The organism is Streptomyces sp. NPDC059564 (assembly GCF_042735575.1).
In the GTDB taxonomy this organism is placed as follows: Bacteria; Actinomycetota; Actinomycetes; order Streptomycetales; family Streptomycetaceae; genus Streptomyces.
The window spans coordinates 1-17,798 of sequence record NZ_JBHWBP010000045.1 but is presented as its reverse complement, the minus strand read 5'-3'; the positions used below and the strand labels follow the sequence as shown (position 1 = coordinate 17,798).

17 protein-coding genes are annotated in these 17,798 nt (G+C 73.8%); 7 read left to right on the top strand and 10 right to left on the bottom strand.

The genetic code is table 11. The features are described 5' to 3' along the window. Positions 1-60 precede the first annotated feature (60 nt). Positions 61-393 (bottom strand): hypothetical protein, encoded by a 333-nt coding sequence (locus ACFV0Q_RS11550; protein WP_385003955.1) that lies wholly within the window; start codon positions 391-393, stop codon positions 61-63. Positions 394-752: 359 nt separating this feature from the next. Between ACFV0Q_RS11550 and ACFV0Q_RS11545 the strand changes: the two genes are divergently transcribed. From ACFV0Q_RS11545 to ACFV0Q_RS11530, 4 genes are read left to right on the top strand one after another with little or no spacing between them, the layout of a single operon-like run. Continuing rightward, positions 753-3,689: a nitrate- and nitrite sensing domain-containing protein gene (locus ACFV0Q_RS11545; protein ID WP_385003953.1), complete on the top strand. Its 2,937-nt coding sequence runs from the start codon at positions 753-755 to the stop codon at positions 3,687-3,689. Further along, on the top strand, positions 3,686-4,123 hold the full coding sequence (locus ACFV0Q_RS11540; RefSeq protein ID WP_385003951.1) for a roadblock/LC7 domain-containing protein: 438 nt from the start codon (positions 3,686-3,688) through the stop codon (positions 4,121-4,123). The genes ACFV0Q_RS11545 and ACFV0Q_RS11540 overlap by 4 nt, the downstream gene beginning before the upstream one ends. A gap of 10 nt (positions 4,124-4,133) precedes the next feature. Continuing rightward, positions 4,134-4,613, top strand: coding sequence for a DUF742 domain-containing protein (locus ACFV0Q_RS11535; protein ID WP_385003949.1), 480 nt, complete (start codon positions 4,134-4,136; stop codon positions 4,611-4,613). Next, positions 4,594-5,220: an ATP/GTP-binding protein gene (locus tag ACFV0Q_RS11530; protein ID WP_385003947.1), complete on the top strand. Its 627-nt coding sequence runs from the start codon at positions 4,594-4,596 to the stop codon at positions 5,218-5,220. The genes ACFV0Q_RS11535 and ACFV0Q_RS11530 overlap by 20 nt, the downstream gene beginning before the upstream one ends. Before the next feature lie 178 nt (positions 5,221-5,398). Here the strand turns inward: ACFV0Q_RS11530 and ACFV0Q_RS11525 are convergent, their stop codons facing one another. The 4 genes from ACFV0Q_RS11525 to ACFV0Q_RS11510 all read right to left on the bottom strand — a co-directional run bounded on the left by ACFV0Q_RS11525 (position 5,399) and on the right by ACFV0Q_RS11510 (position 8,164). Beyond that, positions 5,399-6,604, bottom strand: coding sequence for a lipid-transfer protein (locus tag ACFV0Q_RS11525; protein ID WP_385003945.1), 1,206 nt, complete (start codon positions 6,602-6,604; stop codon positions 5,399-5,401). Beyond that, entirely contained in the window at positions 6,601-7,056 is a 456-nt protein-coding gene (locus ACFV0Q_RS11520; RefSeq protein ID WP_385003943.1) for a Zn-ribbon domain-containing OB-fold protein, read from the bottom strand. Before ACFV0Q_RS11520 ends, ACFV0Q_RS11525 begins: the two co-directional genes overlap by 4 nt. A gap of 63 nt (positions 7,057-7,119) precedes the next feature. Next, the gene (locus tag ACFV0Q_RS11515) at positions 7,120-7,458 is read right to left on the bottom strand and encodes an Mpo1-like protein (protein ID WP_385003941.1); all 339 of its coding nucleotides are present in this window, start codon (positions 7,456-7,458) and stop codon (positions 7,120-7,122) included. A gap of 13 nt (positions 7,459-7,471) precedes the next feature. Next, the gene (locus ACFV0Q_RS11510; RefSeq protein ID WP_385003939.1) at positions 7,472-8,164 is read right to left on the bottom strand and encodes a M15 family metallopeptidase; all 693 of its coding nucleotides are present in this window, start codon (positions 8,162-8,164) and stop codon (positions 7,472-7,474) included. A 29-nt stretch (positions 8,165-8,193) separates the two neighbouring features. Here ACFV0Q_RS11510 and ACFV0Q_RS11505 point away from each other — a divergent pair, with 29 nt between their 5' ends. Next, positions 8,194-8,703, top strand: coding sequence for an NUDIX domain-containing protein (locus ACFV0Q_RS11505; protein WP_385003937.1), 510 nt, complete (start codon positions 8,194-8,196; stop codon positions 8,701-8,703). Between the two features lie 57 nt (positions 8,704-8,760). Here ACFV0Q_RS11505 and ACFV0Q_RS11500 read toward each other — a convergent pair whose 3' ends face one another. Together ACFV0Q_RS11500 and ACFV0Q_RS11495 are read right to left on the bottom strand one after the other, a co-directional pair. After that, positions 8,761-9,318, bottom strand: a complete 558-nt coding sequence (locus tag ACFV0Q_RS11500) for a hypothetical protein (protein ID WP_385003935.1) — start codon at positions 9,316-9,318, stop codon at positions 8,761-8,763. A gap of 100 nt (positions 9,319-9,418) precedes the next feature. Further along, positions 9,419-11,767 (bottom strand): glycoside hydrolase family 31 protein, encoded by a 2,349-nt coding sequence (locus ACFV0Q_RS11495; protein WP_385003933.1) that lies wholly within the window; start codon positions 11,765-11,767, stop codon positions 9,419-9,421. A gap of 211 nt (positions 11,768-11,978) precedes the next feature. Between ACFV0Q_RS11495 and ACFV0Q_RS11490 the strand changes: the two genes are divergently transcribed. Both ACFV0Q_RS11490 and ACFV0Q_RS11485 read left to right on the top strand, forming a co-directional pair. Next, on the top strand, positions 11,979-13,955 hold the full coding sequence (locus tag ACFV0Q_RS11490) for an acetoacetate--CoA ligase (protein ID WP_385003931.1): 1,977 nt from the start codon (positions 11,979-11,981) through the stop codon (positions 13,953-13,955). Positions 13,956-14,013: 58 nt separating this feature from the next. Continuing rightward, complete coding sequence (locus ACFV0Q_RS11485; RefSeq protein WP_385003929.1) at positions 14,014-14,964, top strand: hypothetical protein; 951 nt, start codon at positions 14,014-14,016, stop codon at positions 14,962-14,964. Between the two features lie 80 nt (positions 14,965-15,044). Here the strand turns inward: ACFV0Q_RS11485 and ptsP are convergent, their stop codons facing one another. The 3 genes from ptsP to ACFV0Q_RS11470 form a co-directional block, all read right to left on the bottom strand. Beyond that, positions 15,045-16,715, bottom strand: a complete 1,671-nt coding sequence (ptsP, locus tag ACFV0Q_RS11480) for a phosphoenolpyruvate--protein phosphotransferase (protein WP_385003927.1) — start codon at positions 16,713-16,715, stop codon at positions 15,045-15,047. A 72-nt stretch (positions 16,716-16,787) separates the two neighbouring features. Next, positions 16,788-17,237, bottom strand: a complete 450-nt coding sequence (locus ACFV0Q_RS11475) for a PTS glucose transporter subunit IIA (protein WP_385003925.1) — start codon at positions 17,235-17,237, stop codon at positions 16,788-16,790. Positions 17,238-17,595: 358 nt separating this feature from the next. Further along, positions 17,596-17,798, bottom strand: a 203-nt coding sequence (locus tag ACFV0Q_RS11470; RefSeq protein ID WP_385003923.1) for a hypothetical protein, incomplete at its 5' end; no start/stop codon positions are given.

Here is a 17,798-nt window from a genome sequence, read left to right as displayed (position 1 = left end):
TCCCTGCTCCCGACGCCCGCCCCGACGCCCGCCCCGCCCCCGCCCCGCCCCCGCCCCGCCTCAGCGCGGACGCGGGCGCGGGGCGGCGGCGCTGCTGGGCTCGGACACCACTCCGTACCGCTGGTTCCACATCTGCCGGGTGATCAGCACGTCCAGCACCGCCCAGGTGGCCACCACCGTCCCGGCTATGCCCATGAACACCATCGGGACGGCCAGCCAGGAGCCGGTCACCGCGAGGAAGAAGGTGATCGTTGCCTCGGTCAGGGTCACCGCCACGATCAGCAGCGCCCGGACCGCCGAGGCCCGTACCGGGTCCGGCATGCGGGGCCGGCGGGCCGGTTCCACCACCCACAGACCCCGTCCCGCCACGCCGCCCTCTTCGTACATCCTCATGGTCCGCTCACTTCCCGCCGCGCGGCCCGCCATGCCCGCCCGTGTGCCCTCGTCCAGTCAGACGCGCGGGGCGGCCGGGAGATTCCCGTATCGCGGAGACTCCGAAGATCGCGGAAGGAAGAATTCCAGCCATCCATCCGGATGCGGGTACTCACACCCCACGGAGTGTCATCTGCCACATATCGGGCCGGACTTGGCCGGACCTATCGGACAACTCGTGATCTTCGTCAGGGGTCCGGGCCGAAAAAGTCCGGACACGCCTTCGAAGCCGCTCCGCGGCAGTAGTAGGCTCACGCCGTTTAAATGACGGAACACCGACCTCCGGCACGGGGGTTGAGCTGGGGGAGGCTGGGGAGGCCATGCGCTTTCGCGGGAAGTCCATCCGCCGGAAGATCGTGGCGTTGCTCTTGGTGCCGCTCGTCTCCCTGACCGCCCTCTGGGGCTTCTCCACGGTCATCACCGGCCGGGAGGCGATGCAGCTCCTCGACGTCGCGTACGTCATCGACAAGGTCGGCTACCCGATCGAGGACGTCGTCCGCGTCATCCAGAAGGAACGCCGCCAGACCCTGGTCGTCATCGGCGACCCCCGCGCCGCCGCCGCGACCGCCGAACTCACCAAGAGCCGTGCCGCCACCGACCAGGTGGTCCGCGACATCAGCGCGAACGCCAGGGACCCCGAGGTCGGCGACGAGCTCACCCCCCAGGCCCGGGGCCGCCTGAACTCCATCCTCGACGCCTTCCACGGCATCGCCGCGCTGCGCAACTCCGTCGACTCGGGCTCCCTCGACCCGGGCCAGGCCCTGGAGCTCTACGGCCGGCTCGTCGACCCCTGCTACGAGTTCCTGATGAACCTCCACGCCCTGGAGAACGTGGAGATGGACAAGCAGGGCCGCGCCCTCGTCGGCATCACCCGCGCCCGCGAGACCCTCTCGCGCGAGGACGCGGTCATCGCGTCCGGGCTCGCGGCCCGCAACGTCAGCGCCCCCGACGTCCGGCACGTCTCCGACCTCGTCGCCAATCGCGGTCTGCTGTACGAGTTCAACCTGGCGATCCTCCCGGCCGACGACCGCGACCTCTTCGAGCAGTACTGGAAGGGCCCGGAGAGCAAGGCGCTCCGCGACGCGGAGGAACGATTCATCGCCGCCGGCGCCGGCAAGAACCCGCGCAGCGTCACCGCCGCCCAGTGGGACGAGTCCGCCGGCAAGGTCCTCGGCGACCTCGCCACCATGGGCACGGCCGCCGGCGACCGCTACCAAAAGCGCGTCAAGCCGGTCGCGATGGACGTCCTCGTCCAGGCCGCCGTCGCCGGCATCCTCGGCTTCATCGCCCTCGCCGTCTCCCTCGTCCTGTCCGTGCGCATCGGCCGCGACCTCATCCGCGACCTCTCCCGCCTCCGCAAGGACGCCCACGAGGCCTCCGGCGTCCGGCTGCCCAGTGTGATGCGCCGCCTCGCCGCGGGCGAGACCGTCGACGTGGAGACCGAGGCCCCCCGCCTGGAATTCGAGAAGGACGAGGTCGGCCAGGTCGCCCTGGCCCTCAACAGCCTCCAGCGCGCCGCCGTCGAGGCCGCCGTCAAGCAGGCCGAGCTGCGCCGCGGCGTCTCCGAGGTGTTCGTCAACCTCGCCCGCCGCAACCAGGTGCTCCTGCACCGCCAGTTGACGCTCCTCGACACCATGGAACGGCGCACCGAGGACACCGAGGAACTCGCCGACCTGTTCCGCCTCGACCACATGACCACCCGCATGCGCCGCCACGCCGAAGGCCTGGTGATCCTCTCCGGCGCCGCGCCCTCCCGCCAGTGGCGCAAGCCCGTCCAGCTGATGGACGTCGTACGGGCCGCCGTCGCCGAGGTCGAGGACTACGAGCGCATCGAGGTGCGCCGCCTGCCGCGGCTGGGCATCGAGGGCCCGGCCGTCGCCGACGTCACCCACCTCATCGCCGAACTCCTGGAGAACGCCACGGTGTTCTCGCCCCCGCACACCGCGGTCCAGGTCCACGGCGAACGCGTCGCGAACGGCTTCACCCTGGAGATCCACGACCGCGGCCTCGGCATGACCCCCGAGGCGCTCCTCGACGCGAACCTGCGGCTCGCCGAGACCCCCGAGTTCGAGCTCTCCGACACCGACCGCCTCGGCCTCTTCGTGGTCAGCCGCCTCGCGCGCCGCCACAGCGTCAGGGTCGTCCTGCAGCCCAGCCCCTACGGAGGCACCACCGCGGTGGTCTTCCTCCCCGTGGAGCTCCTCACCGAGGCCCCCGACACCAACGGCACCGGCATCCGCCTCGGCGGCATCAAGGGCGCGCCGGGCCTCATCGGCGGCCAGGGCGCCAAGGGCGTCAAGTCCGCCTCCGCCGTGAAGTCCGCCGAGCGTCCGCTGCCCGCCGCCGTCGACCGTGCGGCGACGGCCCGCCCGCTGCCCGCGGGCGTGCTCAACGGCCCGGTGGAGCTGGAGGCCCCGGCCGGGTCGCTGGACCTGGACGGGCTGGACGGCCTCGAAGACCCCGGCGCCCTCGACGAGGCCGCCGCCGGCATCCCCGGCATCCCCGGCCTCACCGGCGTCGGCGGCCGCCCGCCCATGGCCACCCTCGACGACGAGACCCCGCCCGGCGGCACCCCGCGCACAGCCCTGCTGGGGCTGCGCGCCGCGGACCGCCCCCACAGCGACCGGCACCCCGAGCGCGGCGCCTGGAAGGGCGACCGGAGCGCGGACCGCCACCGCGACCGGGAGCGGGGCCGCGACACCGCCGCGGAGTCCGACGGCGGCCGTACGCGGACCCGTGCCGCCGAGCGCGAGCGCGGCCGGGAGCCGCTGACGCCCACCGGCCCGGTCCGCGTCGAGCTCCCCCGCCAGGACCCGGTCCGCCCGGACGGCCCCCGCACCGGGGGAGCCGTCCCGCTGCCCCGCCGGCGCCCCACCCCGACCCTGGTCGCGGAGCACGGCCGCCGCGTGGAGCCCCGGCCCGCCCCCGGCGCCGAGCCGCGGACGGTCCCCGGGGAGAGCGCGGAGCCCCGTACCCCCTCGGCGGCGCCCACCGCCGCACCCGGCGGGCTGCCCCGGCGGGTCCGCCAGGCCAACCTGGCACCCCAGCTGAAGAACGCCCCGGCCCCCGCCGAGGCGCAGACCCCCGCGCCGCCGGTGACCGACCGCGACGCGGAGGACGTACGCACGCGCATGTCCGCGCTCCAGCGGGGCTGGACCGCGGGCCGCGAACAGCACGCACAGCAGCAGTCCGAGACCGAGGCAGGCACCTCCGCCGCCACCGGTCCCGCGCACGAGAACGAAGGGGACGGTCGATGACCGCACCGCAGACCGGAAACGACACCAGGGGCCGCGGCTCCGGCCCGCTCAACTGGCTCCTCGACGAGCTCGTCGACAAGGTCGGCAGCATCCGCAAGGCGGTGGTCCTCTCCGGCGACGGCCTGCCCACCGGCAGCTCCAAGGACCTCACCCGCGAGGACAGCGAGCACCTGGCGGCCGTGGCCTCCGGCTTCCACAGCCTGGCCAAGGGCGTGGGCCGGCACTTCGAATCGGGCCGGGTCCGCCAGACGGTGGTGGAGCTGGACGAGGCCTTCCTGTTCGTCATGGCGGCCGGCGACGGCAGCTGCCTGGCCGTCCTGTCCGACTCCGACTCCGACGTCGGCCAGGTCGCGTACGAGATGACGCTGATGGTCAAGCGCGTCGGCGACCACCTGGCGACCGCCCCGCGCACCGGGCTGCCAGCCGGAGGGTGAGTCGGACGGCATGAGCGACCCAGGCCAGGACCATCCCGCCGACACCCCAGGCACCCCAGGCGTTCCAGGCACCCCAGGCGCCGCGGGCGTCGCGGGGATCCCGCCCGCGGGCGGGCACCCGCACTGGTTCGACGACGACGCGGGACCCGTCGTACGCCCCTACGCCATGACCCGTGGCCGGACCAGCCACGCCGGCCAGCACCGGCTGGACCTGATCGCGCTCGTCGTCGCCGAACCGGCGGCCGACGATCCGGTCTGGGACCTGACCCTGTCCCCGGAGCACGCCCACATCCTCGGGCTGTGCCGGGAACGCCCCCAGTCGGTCGCGGAACTCGCCGCCGACCTGGACCTCGCCATCGGCGTCGTCCGGGTCCTGATCGGCGACCTCGTCGACGACGAACTGGTCCACGTGACCAGGCCGGTGCCCCCGGCCGAACTGCCCGATGAATCCATTCTGCGTGAGGTGATCGATGGCCTTCGGGCGCTCTAGCCGCACCGGCGCGATGCATGCCGTGTCGCCGGTCGAGCCGCTGACCCTGAAGATCCTGGTCGCGGGCGGTTTCGGGGTGGGCAAGACCACCCTGGTCAGTGCGGTGAGCGAGATCCGCCCGCTGCGTACGGAGGAACGGCTCTCCGAACCGGGAACGGCCATCGACGACACCGGGGGAGTGGAGGGGAAGAGCACCACGACCGTGGCCATGGACTTCGGCCGCATCACCCTGCGCGAGGACCTGGTGCTCTACCTGTTCGGCACGCCCGGCCAGGACCGCTTCTGGTTCCTGTGGGACGAGCTGGCGCAGGGCTCCCTCGGCGCGGTGGTGCTGGCGGACACCCGCCGCCTCGCCGACTGCTTCGCCGCGATCGACTACTTCGAGCGGCGGGGCATCCCCTTCGTCGTCGCGGTCAACTGCTTCGACGGCGCCGACCGCCACCCGGTGGTCACCGTCCGCGAGGCCCTCGACCTCGACCCGGAGGTGCCCGTCCTGCTCTGCGACGCGCGCGACCGGGAATCGGTCAAGGACGTGCTGGTCGGGGTGGTGGAACACGCCATGTCGCTGGCCCGGGCCCGCCGCCGGAGCCTGAGCGCCGGAGCCTGAACGGCCGCCCGGCATGGAGGCGGCCCGTACCCCCGCCGACTGGGGTACGGGCCGCAGCTCTCATGGGGGGTCAGGGGGTCCCGGTCGCGGCGCGGGACCGTGCAGCGAGTGTGAACCCGCCGCCCGGGACCGTCAAGCGTCCCGACAACACCCCCAGTTCACGGCCCGCGCCGCGCCCTCAGCGCACCGCCACGACGGCCGAGCCGTGGCCGAACAGCCCCTGGTTCGCGGTGATCCCGGCCCGGGCCCCCGGCACCTGCCGCGCCCCGGCCGTACCCCGCAGCTGCCACGTCAGCTCGCACACCTGGGCGATGGCCTGCGCCGGCACCGCCTCCCCGAAGGAGGCGAGCCCGCCGCTCGCGTTGACCGGCACCCGCCCGCCGAGCGCGGTGGCCCCCTCCCGCAGGAGTTTGGCCCCCTCGCCCTCACCGCAGAGCCCGATGTCCTCGTACCACTCCAGTTCCAGGGCCGTCGACAGGTCGTACACCTCGGCCAGCGACAGGTCCCCCGGCCCCAGCCCCGCCTCCTCGTACGCGGCCCGGGCGATCGAGGACCGGAAGGAGCCGGCCGCGGGCAGGGCCGCCGCCGTCGAGTCGGTCGCGATGTCCGGCAGGTCCAGCACGGTACGCGGATACGTGGGGGTCACCGTCGACACCGCCCGGATCCGTACCGGGTCCGCCGCCCCGTGCGCCCGCGCGAACTCCATGCTGCTCAGGACCAGCGCCGCACCCCCGTCGGAGGTGGCGCAGATGTCCAGCAGCCGCAGCGGATCGGCCACCACCGCCGACGCCGCCACCTCCTCGGCGGTCACCGCCTTGCGGTAGCGGGCGTTCGGGTTGAGCGCCCCGGCCGCCGAGTTCTTCACCTTGACCTGCGCGAAGTCCTCACCGGTGTCCCCGTACAGGGCCATGCGGCGGCGGGCGTACAGCGCGAAGTACGCCGGGTTCGTGGCGCCCAGGATCCGGAACCGCAGCCAGTCCGGGTCGTCGGGCCGGTCGCCCCCGGCCGGGGCGAAGAACCCCTTCGGCGCGGCGTCGGCGCCCACCACCAGCACCACGTCCGCCAGCCCCGCCAGGATCTGCGCCCGGGCCGCCCCGATGGCCTGGGCCCCGGACGCGCAGGCCGCGTACACGCTGGTCACCCGCGCGCCCTGCCAGCCGAGCGCCCGCGCGAAGGTGGCCCCGGCGACGTAGCCCGGGTAGCCGGAGCGCACCGTGTCCGCCCCGACCACCGACTGGACGTCGGTCCACTCCAGCCCGGCGTCCGCGAGCGCGGCCCGGGCGGCGGCCCGCCCGTACTCGACGAAGCCGCGGCCCCACTTCCCCCACGGATGCAGGCCCGCTCCCAGCACGGCGACGTCCCCGCCGACCCCGTTCCCGCTCACGCGGTGCCTCCCACCGGCTGGAACCGCCAGGTCAGCCAGCTGGTCCCGGCGTCCTCGTGCAGCACCCCGCCGACCACCTCGACCTCCATCCCGACCGCCAGCTCGGCCACCGTCACCCCGGGGACCGTCTGCCCGAGCACGACCATCCCCTCGGCCTCCAGCTCCACCGCGACCAGGGTGTACGGCTCCCAGGGCGCGGCCGGATCGGACGCGTACGGGGCGGGCGGCCGGTAGCGGCCGTCGGTGTAGGACCAGACGCGGCCGCGCGGGGACAGCGGCACCTCGGCGAGCTCACCGCCGCCGGGACAGTGCGGATTGCGGCAGTACGCGTCCTCGCGCGGGAAGAACACGGCGGTGCAGGCGGAACACCGGGTGCCGAGCAGGCGGAAGCCGCCCTCCGCGCCCGCCTCGGTGAACCAGCCCTGCACGACGGGTGTGCGTGTGCGTTCCAAGACCCCTCCCGGACAGCGTGATCTGACGAAGCGTCAGAAGTCTGCCACGGCAGGCGCCGGCGGTCACCGGTTCGCGGCGAGCCACTTCCGCGCGATCTCGTCCAGCTCCGCGTCCCGCCCGGCCGGCATCATCCCGATCATCCGCGCGTCCCCGCGCAGCGACCAGGCCGGATGCCCGAAGGTGGCCGGGTTGTTCCCCTCGATGAAGAAGTGCGCGGGCCAGGCCGTCCCGTAACCGATCAGCGGCAGCGCGGCCAGATGGCGCCGCCGCCCGCGCGCCACCCCGTACACGGTCAGCGCCAGACCGGTCAGCGTCCCGCCGAGGTGCACCCAGCGGGTCGCGGCCCGGGAGTGCATGGCGACGTAGTAGGGCCAGAATTCCTCGTACGAGCTGAACGTCATACGGGCACGCTACTCACGGCCGCCCGGCGGCGACAGACACCGGAACGTCGAAAGCCGTGTCCGGGAACGCCTCCGGCCGCAGCGTGAAGTGCCACCACTCCTCGGGCAGGTTCACGAACCCCTGCGCCCCCAGCACCCGCTTCAGCAGCAGCCGGTTCTCCCGCGCCGCCGCGGACGTCCCCGGGGCGTCCGTGTGCGAGGCCGGACCGAAGAAGTCGAAGGCCGTCCCCATGTCCGCCTCCCGCCGGGCCGGCAGCGCGGTCAGGGTCACGTCGACCGTACTCCCGCGACTGTGGGCCGACTTCGCCGCGATGTACCCCTCCGGGATCAGCCGGGACTTGTCCACGTCCGGGTAGTGCTCCGCCTTCGCCGCCGGATCGTCCGGCTCACCGGCCCACCGCACGAACCGGTCCACCGCCCGCTGCGGCCGGTAGCAGTCGTACACCTTGAGCGAGTACCCGGCGCGCAGCAGCTCCCGCTGCGCCCGCCGCAGCGCCTCGGCCGCGGGCCGGGCCAGCAGGCACACGGGCTCCTCGTAGCCGTCCACGACCGCACGGGTGAAGTTCCGCGGGCCCGCGTACCGCATGTCCTCCCCGACGCTCGGATCCACGTCCCGCAGCGCCACGAACCCCGCGAGACGGCCCTGCGGCCCCGCGGGCACCGCCGCTCCGGCGAGCCCGGCCAGTACCGCTCCAACCACCAGCATCCGCATGCCCCTTGGCATACCATCCCCGCATGCCGGCACAGCTGAAGGACTCGCACTGCTCCACCTGCGGAGCCCTGTTCGACACCGCCTCCTGGCCCCGTACGTGCGCCGCCTGCGGGGCCGTCACCTACCGCAACCCGCTCCCCGTCGCGGTCGCCCTGCTCCCCGTCGAGGAGGACTCCGGCACCGGCCTGGCCGTGATCACCCGCACCATCGAACCGGCCCGCGGCGGCGTCGCCCTGCCCGGCGGGTTCATGGACTTCGGCGAGGACTGGCGGGAGGCCGTGGTCCGCGAACTCCGCGAGGAGACCGGCATCGAGGCCCGGGCCGGTGAGGTCTCCCTGGCCGACGTCCTCAGCTCCCCGGCGGGCCACCTGCTCGTCTTCGGCCTCCTCCCGCCCCGCCCGGCGGCCGCCCTCCCGCCCTCCGCCGCCACCGACGAGACCACGGGCTGGCACGTCCTGCGCACCCCGGCGGAACTGGCCTTCCCGCTCCACACCCGGGCGGCGGCCGCCTGGTTCGCGGGCCGCTACGCGTAGCCGGGCCCGGCGGCGGGCCGCTGCGCATACCGGGGTCCCCGCCCGGGGGAGCGGGGGCTACACCGGCAGGCCGAGCACCAGCGCCGCGAGCGTCGCGACCCCGACCACCGTTGCGGAGACGACCGCGCCCCGCGTCCACAGCGCCCCCGCCGGTACGGGCCGGCCCCGCAGGAACGCCCCCGCCAGCAGCGGGAGCACCGCGCTCACCGCCGTCCACGCCCAGACCTCCCCGAAGCCCGGCAGGGCATCCGGCCGGGTCCCGAGCCACCAGTGGACGAGGACCGCCGGCGGGGCCGACAGCGGAGCCACCAGCACCGCCAGCGCGACCGGCTCCGGCCAGGCGCTCAGCCGGGCCGTCCAACGGCCCAGCACCGCGAGGGGCTTGACCAGCAACAGCCCGTGCAGGAACCCCGACCCGACCGCGGCCACCCCCAACAGCCCGAGCTCCACCGGCGACCCGCCCGGGAACGTCCGGGTGACCAGCAGCAGCGCCCACACCGTGAGCAATTGCCAGGCCCCGACGACCTCCGCCCCCGGCGCCAGGTCCCATCTGCGGACCGCGCCCGGCACGCGTCGGTTCGCTGCACGCGGCCGCGCCGGGCTCGCCAACACCATCACGGACTCCCTGTCGGATCGGCTCGGCGGCACACCGCCACCGCCCGGCAGGGTCCCGCCCCCGGCTATCGCGCCGCTATAGCGCAACCTCACCGCCCCCTCACAGCCCCCGTACCCCGACCCCGCTCACGGCCCCGCCCGCCTCGTCCTCCACCACCACCGTGTCCCCGGCCCACCGCACGGTGTACCGCTCGACCTCGCCCGCCTCGAACCCCGGCCCCGGGTCCCGGATCACCACCCCGCCGCCCGTCCGCCCCCGCGCAGGGGCCCACGCCTCCAGCCCCACCGTCCCGTCCCCGCGCCGCACCGGCAGCACCGCCCCCGCCCGCGCCAACACCGGCGTCCGCCCCGGCGGGGCATCGAGCAGCACCTGCCCGGGCCCCTCGTACGCCGCCCCCGTGGCGGTGTCGTACCACCGCCCCCGCGGCAGCCGCACCGCCCGCCGGTCCGCCCCGCACTCCAGCACCGGCGCCACCAGCAGGGCGTCCCCCAGCAGGAACGCGTCCTCGCAGTCCCGCAGCACCCGGTCCTCCGGCGCACCCCACCACAGCGGCCGCACGTACGGCGCCCCGGTCCGCCGCGCCAGGTGCGCCAGCGTCACGAAGTACGGCCGCAGCCGCTCCCGCTCCGCCAGCACCTCCGCGGCCCGCTCCGCCACCTCCGGCCCGAACTCCCACGGCTCGCGCCGCCCGGCCCACATCGCCGAGTGCGTACGGAACAGCGGCAGGTACGCCCCCAGCTGCAGCCACCGCAGGTACAGCTCCGGCGACGGCGACCCCCCGAAGCCGCCCACGTCCGGCCCCGAGTACGGCACCCCGCACAGCCCGAGCCCCAGCACCAGCGCCAGCGACGCCCGCAGCCCCTCCCAGCTGCTCTCCACGTCACCGGACCACGTGCCCCCGTACCGCTGCATCCCCGCCCACCCCGACCGGGAGAACAGGAACGGCCGCTCGGCGGGCCGCAGCCGCGTCAGCCCGTCCCAGCCGGCCCGCGCCATCCCCAGCGCGTACACGTTGTGCCCGGCCCGGTGGTCCCCGCCCGCCCCCTCCAGCACGTGCCGCGCCGACCTCGGCAGCGTCGCGTCCCCCCACGGCGCGAACGACACCGGCTCGTTCATGTCGTGCCAGAACCCGGCGAAACCCTGCCCGAGCCGCTCCGCGTACAGCCCGCCCCACCACTCCCGCACCGCCGGATCCGTGAAGTCCGGATACGCGCACTCACCCGGCCAGACCTCCCCCCGCACCTCCCGCCCCCGCGCGTCCCGTACGAACGCCCCCCGCTCGCCGACCGCCAGCCCCGAGGCGTGCACCGCGTCCCCCGCCTTCACCGCCGGGTCCACGATCGACACCAGCCGCACCCCCCGCTCCGCGAGCTCCGCCGCCAGCCCCGGCAGGTCCGGGAACGCCTCCCGGTCCACCGTGAACACCCGGTGCCCGTCGTAGTGGTCGATGTCCAGGTGTACGGAGGCCAGCGCCATCCCCCGCTCCGCGTACCCGGCCACCACCCGCCGCACCTCCGCCGCGCTCCCGAACCCCCACCGCGCGTGCTGGTAGCCCAGCGCCCACTCCGGCGGCACCGCCGCCGGCCCCGTCAGCCCCGCCCACCCCTGCAGCACCCGCGCCGGCGTCCCCACCAGCACCCAGCACCGCGGCGGACCGCCCTCCAGGCGCAGCTCGCTCGACCCCGGCCGGTCCGGCCCCGAACCGGCGCCCTCCTCGCCGCCGCGCAGCACCACCCGCCCGTCCCAGGTGTTGTCGTAGAACGCCAGGTGCGTCCCCGCGTCCGCGACCACCACCTGGAGCGGCATCGTGATGTACAGCGGATCGGTCCCCGGCCCGAACCCGCCCTTCGGGTCCGTGTTCCACAGCCGGTACTCCCCGTCCCGCAGGCGCGGCCCCCGCGCCCGCCCGCCCAGCCCGAAGAACCGCGCGTCCGCCGGCACCTCCGCCCGCTGCAGCCACCGCGACCCGCCCTCCGCGGCCCCCTCCACCGGATCCCACCAGCGCGGCGGCAGCTCCCGCCGCAGCACCGACCCGCCCGGCGTGCGCACCTCCACCGCCCCGTGCCGGGACACCGCCACCGTCACCCGCTCCGACACCACCCGCCAGCCGCCGCCGGTGTCCGGCTCCAGCACCGCCCGCGGATCCGGCTCCGGGCCGGTGCCCACCAACGCGTACGAGGGCGTCGGCCGCGCCCCGTCCCACCCCCAGAACACGGCGCCGCCCACGGTCACCCGTACCAGCAGTTCGGAACGCGCGAAGCGCAGCACGCCCCCGCCCGGCCGTGCCTCGGTCCCCGTCAGCAGCCCCGGCACCCGGGCCCGCTCCGCACCCCGGCGCGGCAGCCCCTCGGCGTCCGCCCGCCGGTGGCGCCAGGCCGATTGCCAGGCGCGCCGCCCGCGCGCCGTACCGAGTTCTTTCACCGCACGCACCAGATCACGACCGTCCATGCCGCTCACCCTGCCACCGGCCCCCCGGCCAGCGGGGTGCGTTCAGCTGCCGTTCACCCGGAAAACGATCACACCCGAGCGGCCGGGACAGCTCTGGTGCAGATATCGATCACATGGCATGGTCCCTGTGAGCCGCCGCGCACACACCCGCGCACCGGTGGCACCGTACGCACACGAAGCGCGAGCCACAGACTTGACCGGGAGCCGACCCATGACCTCAGCCACCCAGCCGGAACCCCTCTGGTCCCCGAGCCCCGACCGGATCGCCGCGGCCCGGGTCACCGCGTTCCAGGCCTGGGCCGCGGAGCGCTTCGGCGCCCCCGCCGAGGGCGGCTACCCGGCCCTGCACCGCTGGTCCGTCGAGGAGCTCGCCACGTTCTGGCAGGCCGTCGCCGAGTGGTTCGACGTACGCTTCACCACCCCCTACGCGTCGGTCCTCGCCGACCGCTCCATGCCCGGCGCCCAGTGGTTCACCGGCTCCACCCTCAACTACGCCGAGCACGCCCTGCGCGCCGCCGAGGACCCGGCCCGCGCCGCGGACCCCGCCCTGCTGCACGTCGACGAGACCCACGAACCCACCCCGGTCAGCTGGGCCGAACTGCGCCGCCAGGTCGGATCCCTCGCCGCCGAACTGCGCGCCCTCGGCGTCCGCCCCGGCGACCGCGTCAGCGGCTACCTCCCCAACATCCCCGAAGCGGTCGTCGCCCTCCTCGCCACCGCCAGCGTCGGCGGCGTCTGGACCTCCTGCGCCCCCGACTTCGGCGCCCGCAGCGTCCTCGACCGCTTCCAGCAGGTCGAGCCCGTCGTCCTGTTCACGATCGACGGCTACCGCTACGGCGGCAAGGAGCACGACCGCCGCGAAACCGTCGCCGAACTGCGCGCCGAGCTCCCCTCGCTGCGCGCCGTCGTCCACATCCCGCTGCTGGGCACCCCCGCCCCCGAGGGCACCCGCGCCTGGTCGGAGCTGACCGCCGCCGACACCGAGCCGGTCTTCGAGCCGGTCCCCTTCGACCACCCGCTGTGGATCCTCTACTCCTCCGGCACCACCGGGGCGCCCAAGGCGATCGTGCAGTCCCAGGGCGGCATCCTCCTCGAACACCTCAAGCAGCTCGGCCTGCACTGCGACCTCGGCCCCGAGGACCGGTTCTTCTGGTACACCTCCACCGGCTGGATGATGTGGAACTTCCTCGTCTCCGGCCTGCTGACGGGCACCACGGTCGTCCTCTACGACGGCAGCCCCGGCTACCCGGACACGGCCGCCCAGTGGCGGATCGCCGAGCGCACCCGGGCCACCCTCTACGGCACCTCCGCCGCCTACGTGATGGCCTGCCGCAAGGCCGAGGTCCACCCCGCCCGCGACTTCGACCTCTCCGCCGTCACGTGCGTGGCCACCACCGGCTCCCCGCTCCCGCCCGACGGCTTCCGCTGGCTCCACGACGAGGTGGCCGAGGACCTCTGGATCGCCTCCGTCAGCGGCGGCACCGACGTGTGCAGCTGTTTCGCCGGCGCCGTCCCCACCCTCCCCGTCCACATCGGCGAACTCCAGGCCGCCTCCCTCGGTACGGACCTCCAGGCGTGGGACCCCTCCGGCAAGCCCCTCATCGGCGAGGTCGGCGAACTCGTCGTCACCAACCCCATGCCCTCCATGCCGATCCACTTCTGGAACGACCCCGACGGCAGCCGCTACCGCGACAGCTACTTCGAGATGTTCCCCGGAGTCTGGCGCCACGGGGACTGGATCACGATCACCGACCACGGCTCCGTCGTCATCCACGGCCGCTCCGACTCCACCCTCAACCGGCAGGGCGTCCGGATGGGCTCCGCCGACATCTACGAGGCCGTCGAACGCCTCCCGGAGATCAAGGAGTCCCTGGTCATCGGCCTGGAGGAGGCGGACGGCGGCTACTGGATGCCGCTCTTCGTCCACCTCGCCCCCGGCGCCGTCCTCGACGAGGCCCTGCGCAAGAAGATCGCCGCCACCATCCGGGAGCAGCTCTCGCCGCGCCACGTGCCCGACGAGGTCATCGAGGTCCCGGCGGTCCCGCACACCCTGACCGGCAAGCGCATCGAGGTCCCCGTCAAGCGCCTCCTCCAGGGCACCCCCCTGGCCAAGGCCGTGAACCCGGGCTCGGTGGACGACCCCGGCCTGCTCGCCTTCTACGTGGAGCTCGCCCGCACCCGGAAGTGACTGTCAGTGCCCGTGATTACCCTGAGTGAGCAAGCCTTCGCATCGCTCAGGGGGAACCATGAAGGGCACGCCGGACACCACACGCACGACCCGTAACACCCGCACCACCGCCTCACGCCGTCGCCGCGAGCTGCGCCGCGAGGTCCCCAGCACCGTCGGCGTCCTCGCCGACCCCGGGGACTTCGCGGCCATGCGGACCTACCGCAGCTTCGTCTTCGACCACCACGACGATTACGCCGACTACCTCCGCCACGTCGACGACCTGCTGCGCTCCCTCGCGGCCCAGGGCATCCACACCACCGTCGCCCTCTTCGACCCCGAGGAGTACGCCGACTACTGCACGGAACACGGCCTGGACCCGGACACCGCCCCGACCCGCTCCCGCTTCACCGCCGAACTCGCCGGCCGGACCGGCCGCCTCCCCTACACCGGCCAGCCCATCGAGGAACTCCTGCCCCTCCTCGTGGACGCCTCCGTCCGGCAGGCGACCTGGGAGTACGCCACCGTGCTCCTCTCCGCCGCCGGCACCTGCGCCGACTGCGGCGACGACATCGGCCAGGCCTCCTTCGAACGCGCCGCCGAGCTCCTGCGCCGCCTCGTCGCCGGAGCCGGCCCCGGCCACCACCACCTCGTCTGCAGCGTCCCCGCCGAGCACGAACAGCTCGTCGCCGTCCTGCACACCGAGGGACCAGCCGACCCCGACGCTTCCACCGCCCCCGACAGCCCGCTCCTGACCGGGGGCCGCGACGCCCTGGAGTTCGTGACCGTCCTCGCCACCGGCCTCGCCCTCGGCGGAGCCGGCGGACTGGTCCTGCGCAGCACCACCGAGGGCTTCCGCGACCGGGTCCACGGCTGGCGCCTGGACCGCGGCCGCCTGGTCACCCTCACCGCCGCCGCCGTCTTCGACGCCTACTGCACCGACGCCGACACCGGCGAACCCGTGGCACCCGAACCGGGCGTCGACCACTGCCCGGGCTACGAGGTGGACCTCCCCGGCCCCCACCACTGACCCCCGACCGGAGCCGGACACGACCGAGGGGCCCCTGCCACCACCGGCAAAGGCCCCTCGATCAAGCGAACACCGTACGGCTACTCGCCGGACAGCACCGCCTGGGCGGCCACGCGGGCCTCCTCCGCGCTGTCGGCGGCACGCGCGGCGGCGGCCGCCCGCTCGCACTGGGCGAGCGTGTACTTGGCGAGCGTCGCCCGCACGTACGGAATCGAAGCGGCACCCATCGACAGCGAGGTGACACCCAGACCCGTCAGCACACAGGCCAGCAGCGGATCCGAAGCGGCCTCACCACAGACACCACAGCTCTTGCCCTCCGCCTTGGCGGCATCCGCCGACATGGCGATCAGGTCGAGCAGCGCCGGCTGCCACGGGTCCTGGAGCCGGGACACCGCACCGACCTGACGGTCGGCGGCGAAGGCGTACTGCGCCAGGTCGTTCGTGCCCAGCGACAGGAACTCGACCTCCTGCAGGATCGAGCGCGCCCGCAGCGCGGCGGAGGGGATCTCCACCATCGCGCCGAACTTCGCCCGCAGGCCCGCCTCGCGGCAGGCGTCCGCGAACGCCTTGGCGTCGATCCGGTCCGCCACCATCGGGGCCATGACCTCGAGGTACACCGGCAGGCCCTCGGCCGCCTTGGCCAGCGCGGTCAGCTGCGTACGCAGCACCTCCGGGTGGTCCAGCAGCGAGCGCAGACCGCGCACGCCCAGCGCCGGGTTCGGCTCGTCGCCCGGCGTCAGGAAGTCCAGCGGCTTGTCGGCGCCGGCGTCCAGGACGCGCACGACCACACGGCCCTCGGGGAAGGCCTCGAGCACCTTGCGGTACGACTCGATCTGCTTGTCCTCGGACGGAGCCTTCTTGCTGTCGTCCAGGAACAGGAACTCGGTGCGGAACAGACCCACACCCTCGGCCCCGGCCTCCACGGCCGCCGGCACGTCCGCCGGACCGCCGACGTTCGCCAGCAGCGGCACCTTGTGACCGTCCGAGGTCGCGCCCGGACCGGAGGAAGCGGACAGCGCCGCCTTCCGCTCGGCGGCCGCGGCCTCCAGCTCGGCCCGCTTCTGCGCCGTCGGCTCGACGAACAGGTCACCGGTGCTGCCGTCGACGGCGATGACCGTACCCTCGGCGATCTCACCGGCACCCGGCAGCGCCACGATCGCCGGTACGCCCAGCGCCCGCGCCAGGATGGCACTGTGGCTGGTCGGCCCGCCCTCCTCGGTCACGAAACCGAGCACCAGCGCCGGGTCGAGCAGCGCGGTGTCGGCGGGAGCCAGGTCCCGCGCGATCAGCACGTACGGCTCGTCGCTGTCCGGCACGCCCGGCATCGGCACGCCCAGCAGGCGCGCCACGATGCGGTTGCGTACGTCGTCCAGGTCGGCCACCCGCCCGGCCATGTACTCGCCGGCCCCCGCGAGCAGGTCGCGGTAGGAAGCGAACGCGTCGTAGATACCGCGCTCGGCGGTGCTGCCGACGGCGATCCGCCGGTCCACGTCCGCCATCAGCTCGGGGTCCGTGGCGATCATCGCCTGGGCCTCGAGCACGTGCTGAGCCTCGCCACCGGCCAGCTGGCCGCGCGCGATCAGGTCGGCCGACACAGCTTCCACGGCCTGACGGGCGCGCCCCTGTTCGCGCTCCGCCTCGTCCGCGGTGATCTGCTTCGCCGGCGGTTCGAGAACCGCCGTACCCATGTGCCGAACCTCGCCGATCGCCACACCGTGGCTCACGCCGACGCCTCGCAGCGTTGTCTCCATTTCACCGTCTCCGATTGAGCGGCGGCCCCAGCCGCCGCGATGGATGTCCGACTCGCCTGTGCAGGCGGACGCTTACTGCCAGCTGAAGAGAGCGTCGTCAGCCTTCACATCGCCGGACTCGACGACGTCGGAGAGGGAGTCGGGGGTCGCCTCGAGCGCCACGACCGGGCAGATCGGCGACTTCCCGGCGGCTTCGACCGCGGAGGGGTTCCAGCGGATGACGGCCTGGCCGCGGGTGACGGTGTCGCCCTTGTTCACGAGCAGCTCGAAGCCCTCGCCGTTGAGCTGGACGGTGTCGATCCCGAGGTGCGTGAGCACACCGTGGCCCTCACCGTCGACTACGACGTACGCGTGCGGGTGCAGGGAGACGACCACACCGTCCACGGGGGCCACCGCCTCCGAGGGCTCGCGCACGGGATCAATGGCGGTGCCCGGTCCCACCATCGCGCCGGAGAACACCGGATCGGGCACTGCCGCGAGTCCGATGGCCTGCCCGGCAAGTGGGGACGTCACGCTGGTCATGGGGGCCTCCCAGGGGTGGGGCTTCTTAGTGTCGCCGTCACTACCTGTCGCGAACGGCGTACTCTTCAGAAGGATAAGTCACAGTTTGTTCGGGTTCGCCCGATGTTGGTCCCGATCCGGGCTGGCCCTTTGGCACGGAGACTAGTGGACTAGACCGGTGGACTAGACCATACGCGTGAATCGATTTGCCTGGGCACCGCAGGGCCTGTACTGTCGTGACTCCCGCCAGGACGTGCCGCGTGAACTTCTCGCGAACAACGGATGGACGGGACTCCTCCTCTTACAGTGCAGATCTTGATCCCACCTTCTTTTGGCGCGCCTTTTCGGTGCGACGGAGAGTGGTCGGGGAGACGGAAATTCACTGATAGAGTCGGACTCGCCGGAAAGGGAAAGCGCGAAAGCGCAGAACCTCGAAAGCACCGAGGAAATCGGACACGAAAGAGTCTGATAGAGTCGGAAACGAAAGAACAGAACGAAAGCCCGGAGGAAAGCCCGAGAGGGTGAGTACAAAGGAAGCGTCCGTTCCTTGAGAACTCAACAGCGTGCCAAAAATCAACGCCA

Excerpts from the sequence above, each read along its gene's own strand:
- ptsP (WP_385003927.1), bottom strand. The coding sequence starts at position 16,715 with ATGGAGACAACGCTGCGAGGCGTCGGCGTGAGCCACGGTGTGGCGATC.
- ACFV0Q_RS11530 (WP_385003947.1), top strand. The coding sequence starts at position 4,594 with ATGGCCTTCGGGCGCTCTAGCCGCACCGGCGCGATGCATGCCGTGTCG.
- ACFV0Q_RS11515 (WP_385003941.1), bottom strand. The coding sequence starts at position 7,458 with ATGACGTTCAGCTCGTACGAGGAATTCTGGCCCTACTACGTCGCCATG.
- ACFV0Q_RS11495 (WP_385003933.1), bottom strand. The coding sequence starts at position 11,767 with ATGGACGGTCGTGATCTGGTGCGTGCGGTGAAAGAACTCGGTACGGCG.
- ACFV0Q_RS11550 (WP_385003955.1), bottom strand. The coding sequence starts at position 393 with ATGAGGATGTACGAAGAGGGCGGCGTGGCGGGACGGGGTCTGTGGGTG.
- ACFV0Q_RS11475 (WP_385003925.1), bottom strand. The coding sequence starts at position 17,237 with ATGACCAGCGTGACGTCCCCACTTGCCGGGCAGGCCATCGGACTCGCG.
- ACFV0Q_RS11540 (WP_385003951.1), top strand. The coding sequence starts at position 3,686 with ATGACCGCACCGCAGACCGGAAACGACACCAGGGGCCGCGGCTCCGGC.
- ACFV0Q_RS11485 (WP_385003929.1), top strand. The coding sequence starts at position 14,014 with ATGAAGGGCACGCCGGACACCACACGCACGACCCGTAACACCCGCACC.
- ACFV0Q_RS11545 (WP_385003953.1), top strand. The coding sequence starts at position 753 with ATGCGCTTTCGCGGGAAGTCCATCCGCCGGAAGATCGTGGCGTTGCTC.
- ACFV0Q_RS11510 (WP_385003939.1), bottom strand. The coding sequence starts at position 8,164 with ATGCTGGTGGTTGGAGCGGTACTGGCCGGGCTCGCCGGAGCGGCGGTG.
- ACFV0Q_RS11505 (WP_385003937.1), top strand. The coding sequence starts at position 8,194 with ATGCCGGCACAGCTGAAGGACTCGCACTGCTCCACCTGCGGAGCCCTG.
- ACFV0Q_RS11490 (WP_385003931.1), top strand. The coding sequence starts at position 11,979 with ATGACCTCAGCCACCCAGCCGGAACCCCTCTGGTCCCCGAGCCCCGAC.
- ACFV0Q_RS11500 (WP_385003935.1), bottom strand. The coding sequence starts at position 9,318 with ATGGTGTTGGCGAGCCCGGCGCGGCCGCGTGCAGCGAACCGACGCGTG.
- ACFV0Q_RS11535 (WP_385003949.1), top strand. The coding sequence starts at position 4,134 with ATGAGCGACCCAGGCCAGGACCATCCCGCCGACACCCCAGGCACCCCA.